The organism is Streptomyces sp. NPDC002935 (genome assembly GCF_040611295.1).
GTDB lineage: Bacteria > Actinomycetota > Actinomycetes > Streptomycetales > Streptomycetaceae > Streptomyces.
In genome coordinates, this window is sequence record NZ_JBEXNW010000084.1 from 1 (window position 1) to 5,400 (window position 5,400).

The window sequence follows — 5,400 nt, forward strand, 5'->3', positions numbered from 1 at the left end:
AAACCCCGCGGGGGCCCCCCCCCGCCCCGTCGGGGTGGGTGGTGGGGGGGGGCGCCACCTCCCGGCAAATCCGGGGGCCCGCCTGAGATCTCAGGCGGGCCCCGACGACGTACAAGGACGGCGACGTCGTGCTCCACGTCGACCGCGCCCTCCACCGTTCAGCTCTGCCGTTCAACTCCACCGTTCAGCTCTGCGGGTCAACTCGCCTGTCCCGGTCTGCGGTACGGCCCACGGAGGCATCACGCGCACCACCCGCCCCGTGATCGGCCCGTCGCCGGGCCGATCGGACCCCGGCCCGCCCGGAGGCGGACTGGGGAGGGACGGGCCCACCGGTGTAGCTTGGTGACTGAGCCAGACGTCGCTGCTGATGGCGGTCGGGCGGTCCCACCGCGGACCGGCCGAGGGAGAGAGGGCCTCCGACGGACTGCGCTGCGCGCACCGGGCACTCCTGTGCCCTGCCGGTCCACGTCCGTGCCCCGACCGGGCATGCGTTCGTGCCGGCCGCCGCGCAGAACAGCCCTACCCACCTCGCCCCGATTCCGAGGAGCAGCTCGTATGACGACTGTCGACAACCGACAGGACTTCAAGGTCGCCGACCTCTCCCTGGCCGAGTTCGGCCGCAAGGAGATCACCCTCGCCGAGCACGAGATGCCCGGCCTGATGTCGATCCGCAAGGAGTACGCCGAGACGCAGCCCCTCGCGGGCGCCCGCGTCACCGGCTCCCTGCACATGACGGTGCAGACCGCCGTCCTCATCGAGACCCTCGTCGCCCTGGGCGCCGAGGTCCGCTGGGCCTCCTGCAACATCTTCTCCACCCAGGACCACGCCGCCGCCGCCATCGCGGTCGGCCCGAACGGCACGCCCGAGAACCCGCAGGGCGTCCCGGTCTTCGCCTGGAAGGGCGAGACCCTGGAGGAGTACTGGTGGTGCACGGAGCAGGCGCTGACCTGGCCGAACACCCCCACCGGCGGCCCGAACATGATCCTGGACGACGGTGGTGACGCCACCATGCTCGTCCACAACGGCGTCGAGTACGAGAAGGACGGCAAGGTCCCCTCGGTCGACACCGCCGAGTCCGACGAGCACCGCGTCGTCCTCGAACTCCTGCACCGCACCATCACCGACGGCTCGCAGAAGTGGACCCAGCTCGCCTCGGAGATCCGCGGCGTGACCGAGGAGACCACGACCGGCGTCCACCGTCTGTACGAGATGTACCGCGACGGCACCCTGCTGTTCCCGGCGATCAACGTGAACGACGCCGTCACCAAGTCGAAGTTCGACAACAAGTACGGCTGCCGCCACTCTCTGATCGACGGCATCAACCGCGCCACCGACACCCTGATCGGCGGCAAGACCGTTGTCGTCTGTGGCTACGGCGACGTGGGCAAGGGCTGCGCGGAGTCCCTCCGCGGCCAGGGCGCCCGGGTGATCATCACCGAGATCGACCCGATCTGCGCCCTGCAGGCGGCGATGGACGGCTACCAGGTCACGACCCTCGACGAGGTCATCGACAAGGCCGACATCTTCGTCACCACGACGGGCAACAAGGACATCATCATGGCCTCCGACATGGCCAAGATGAAGCACCAGGCGATCGTCGGCAACATCGGCCACTTCGACAACGAGATCGACATGGCCGGTCTCGCCAAGATCCCCGGCATTGTCAAGGACGAGGTCAAGCCGCAGGTCCACACCTGGAAGTTCTCCGACGGCAAGGTCATCATCGTGCTGTCCGAGGGCCGCCTGCTGAACCTGGGCAACGCGACCGGCCACCCCTCCTTCGTGATGTCCAACTCGTTCGCGGACCAGACCCTGGCCCAGATCGAGCTGTTCACCAAGCCCGAGGAGTACCCGACCGACGTCTACGTGCTGCCCAAGCACCTCGACGAGAAGGTCGCCCGTCTCCACCTCGACGCGCTCGGCGTGAAGCTGACGACGCTCCGCCCCGAGCAGGCCGCCTATATCGGTGTCGAGGTCGATGGCCCGTACAAGTCGGACCACTACCGCTACTGAGCAAGCCCGCCGAGCAGCGGTACCACCGCTCGGCGTCCGGATGTCAGCAGGCCCTCGCCGTCCCGGCGGGGGCCTGTCCCCGATGAGGACCTGAACGCCCATGCCCCGAGGCCGCTATTCGCTCCACGATCCGCACGATCACACCCCCCTCGCCGAAGAACACTTCCACTGCGCGCCCGGCCCCTCCGGCTGGCGCTACGTCTCCCAACTCACCACCCCCTCCGGCACAGGGCCCGACGAGGTCCCCCGGCAAGGCACGGTCACCGGCTCCGTCGACCTCGCCCTCGACGAACGCGGCCGCCCCATCCGCCTCGAACTGCACGCCGCGAACTGGCAAGTACGGGGTGCCGCCCTCGACGGCGTGACCTGGGTCCGCACCGACCCCACCGGCACCGAGGCCACCGAAGGCAATGTGTCCGCCCATGCCTTCACCGGGACCTCTCCCGCGTTTCTCGTCGCCACCGCCCGCCTCCTTAGCCTCACCCCGTCCGCCGCCGCCCCGGCGACCCGCGTACGCCTCGTCGCTTTCACCGATCCGGTCCTCGCTCCGCGCACCCTCGACCAGTCCTGGGCCTTGATCGCAAGCGAAACACACGCCACTGACAACGGTCCGCTGACCGTGGACGAATACCAGGTCACGGCGCTGGACACGGGGGAACAGCACGCCGTGCACATCGCGGGAGACGTGGTGCTCGCCGCCCCCGGCATCGAGCTGGAGGACCTCGAATCACCGCCGTCGGTGTTCACCTGACGGCGGGTTCGCGGTACCGGTCCTGCCCGGGATGCCGAGCCGGCGACGAGCGCGGTTACGCGGGCGGCGCGAATCCGGTCGCGGGGCGCTCCCCCTGACCGGCCTGCTCGACCGGGCCGGCCGGAGGCGGCGAGGGCTGCGGGGCCGCGGGCTGCTGAGCCGCGCCCTGATACCCGGAGGGTCCCGGCCGGGCGGAGTGGACACCAGACCCCGGCTGCTGGGGGTAGCCGGTGGGACCGCCGGGCTGGACGGGATGGCCGGCGGGACCACCCGGTCGTGGCGGGTAGCCAGTAGGGCCGCCTGACTGAACGGGATAGCCGGCGGGACCACCTGGTTGTGGCGGGTAGCCAGTAGGGCCGCCAGGCTGAAGCGGGTAGCCGACGGGACCGCCGGGCTGGACGGGATAGCCACCCGACCCGGGCGCAGCGAAACCGCCCGACACACTTCCGAACGCCCGACGCGCCTCCCGGGTCTGCCGCTCCTGCACCACGGCCGCGAGATACGCGCCCGCCGGCACGCCCTGCGGCGCCGGAGCTCCGGTACGACCGGCGAGGTCCACGGCGAGCCGTTCCGCCATCGCCCCACCCACCTGCGGATCCAGCTGCTGCATCCGCGTCAGGTATTGGCGAATGGCCAGCCACAGCCCGTCCGGGACGGCGGACAGATCGAGCTCGGCGAACCGCCCCGCCAGCCAGGGCGGCGGCGGAGGAACGTAGGGCATACGACCCACCGGTATCCGCTCCCGTACGACAAGCGTCCCCGCGAACACGTCACCGAGCCGCCGCCCGCGCTCCGACACCAGCGAGGCGATGCACGCGACGATTCCGAACGTCATCAGAATCTCGACCACACCCACGGCACCGCGCACCAGCGCGTGCCGGAACCGGATCGGCCCGCCGTCGTCCCGGACCACCCGCAGCCCGCACGCCAGCTTCCCCAGCGACCGGCCGTGGCTGAGCGTCTCCACCGCAATCGGGCCACCGACCAGCACAAGAAGGAAGCTCGCGATCGACACGGCGATCTGCGCCGCTTCGTCCAACGCGGCGGTCGCGGCGACCAGACCGATGGTCACGACGAGGTAGACCGCCATCGCCACAGCAAGGTCGAGCAACACCGCCAGCGCCCGGCTCGGCAATTTCGCAGGGCGCAGCTCCAGCGCCACCGCCTCGCCCGTCACTAGCTCACTCACGCTTGCCGTCCTTCCCCTGACCTGCCCCGAGAACCGCCAGTCTGCCAAGCTGAGCGCACATCGCGCCGCAGTACGACAAGCTGACGCCCACAATGAGCAGCCGACGAGCAGCCGAGGAGCAGGCAAACCGATGGACCTCGACGTCTTCGTCTCCGCCCACCGAGCCGAGTGGGACAGACTCGACGCCCTGCTGCGCCGCCAGCGCCGCCTCACCGGAGCCGAGGCCGACGAGCTCGTCACCCTCTATCAGCGAACGGCCACGCATCTCTCGCTGATCCAGTCCAGTGCGCCGGACCCCCAGCTCACCGGGCGCCTCAGCCAACTCGTGGCACGCGCGCGCAGTGCCGTTACAGGCACCCGCCGAGCCTCCTGGCGCGATGTCACCCGCTTCTTGACACACGGTTTCCCGGCAGCGGTCTACCGCTCCCGCCACTGGTGGGTGCCCACGGCGCTCCTGTCCACGGCGATAGCCGCCCTCCTCGGGTGGTGGATCGGCACACACCCCGAGGTGCAGGCCTCGATCGCCGCCCCCAGCGAACTGCGTGACCTCACCCGACCCGGTGGCGAGTACGAGACCTACTACTCCAGCCACCCCGCCGCCTCCTTCGCCGCCCAGGTGTGGACGAACAACGCCCAGGCCGCCGCGATGTGCCTGGTGCTGGGCGTCTTCCTGGGCCTCCCGGTCCTCTGGATCCTCTTCGAGAACATGCTCAACCTGGGCGTGGGTATCGGCCTGATGTCATCGGCCGGCCGCCTCGACACGTTCCTGGGGCTCGTTCTCCCCCATGGGCTGCTGGAACTGACAGCCGTCTTCGTCGCCGCGGGCACAGGACTGCGACTGGGCTGGACCGTGATCGATCCAGGCCCACGATCCCGTCGCACAGCCCTCGCGGAAGAGGGCCGTGCCGCGCTGGGGATGGCGATAGGCCTGGCGCTGATCCTCTTCGTCTCGGGTGCCATCGAAGGCTTCGTCACGCCGTCGGGTCTGCCCACCTGGGCCCGAATCGGCATCGGAATCGCGGCCGAACTGGCCTTTCTCCTGTACGTCTATGTCCTCGGAGGCCGCGCGGCACGCTCCGGCGACACCGGGGACGTCGCGGCCTCCGAGCGCAGCGCCACTCTCCCGACGGCCGCCTGATGTGCGTCCACACCCGCTGACCTGCTAGTCTCCTCTTCGCCCCAGAAAACCCGTTGACAGAGGTAGACTGGGGAGGTAGATTCGAACAGTTGCCTAGAACTGGACACGTCCGGCGGCAGCAGTTAGAGTCTGCTCGCTTCTCAAAGCAATCGATACGTCGATTCAGAAGAAGCTTCTCCTGATGATTCAGAATTGGTCGCCGGTCAATCCGGTCCAGAGATTCTGATAAAGTCGGAGCCGCTGGAAAGGGAAACGCGAAAGCGGATTACCTGGAAAGCACCGAGGAAATCAGGCCCGAAAGGATCTGAT

The 5,400-nt window shown here is 69.2% G+C and carries 4 protein-coding genes; 3 read left to right on the forward strand and 1 reads right to left on the reverse strand.

Translation table 11 applies throughout. The annotated features are described in order from the left end of the window. Positions 1–555: 555 nt before the first annotated feature. Both ahcY and ABZX90_RS43660 read left to right on the forward strand, forming a co-directional pair. Positions 556–2,013 carry an adenosylhomocysteinase gene (gene ahcY, locus ABZX90_RS43655; RefSeq protein WP_351135310.1) on the forward strand — a complete coding sequence of 486 codons (1,458 nt, stop codon included), beginning with the start codon at positions 556–558 and terminating at the stop codon, positions 2,011–2,013. A 100-nt stretch (positions 2,014–2,113) separates the two neighbouring features. Then, on the forward strand, positions 2,114–2,764 hold the full coding sequence (locus tag ABZX90_RS43660; protein ID WP_355213710.1) for a hypothetical protein: 651 nt from the start codon (positions 2,114–2,116) through the stop codon (positions 2,762–2,764). Positions 2,765–2,819: 55 nt separating this feature from the next. On the opposite strand, the gene ABZX90_RS43665 is transcribed toward ABZX90_RS43660, so the two are convergent. After that, positions 2,820–3,953 carry an RDD family protein gene (locus ABZX90_RS43665; RefSeq protein WP_355213711.1) on the reverse strand — a complete coding sequence of 378 codons (1,134 nt, stop codon included), beginning with the start codon at positions 3,951–3,953 and terminating at the stop codon, positions 2,820–2,822. A gap of 130 nt (positions 3,954–4,083) precedes the next feature. Here ABZX90_RS43665 and ABZX90_RS43670 point away from each other — a divergent pair, with 130 nt between their 5' ends. Further along, complete coding sequence (locus tag ABZX90_RS43670) at positions 4,084–5,091, forward strand: stage II sporulation protein M (RefSeq protein WP_351135304.1); 1,008 nt, start codon at positions 4,084–4,086, stop codon at positions 5,089–5,091. The last annotated feature ends 309 nt before the right edge of the window (positions 5,092–5,400 follow it).

Excerpts from the sequence above, each read along its gene's own strand:
- ahcY (WP_351135310.1), top strand. The coding sequence starts at position 556 with ATGACGACTGTCGACAACCGACAGGACTTCAAGGTCGCCGACCTCTCC.
- ABZX90_RS43670 (WP_351135304.1), top strand. The coding sequence starts at position 4,084 with ATGGACCTCGACGTCTTCGTCTCCGCCCACCGAGCCGAGTGGGACAGA.
- ABZX90_RS43660 (WP_355213710.1), top strand. The coding sequence starts at position 2,114 with ATGCCCCGAGGCCGCTATTCGCTCCACGATCCGCACGATCACACCCCC.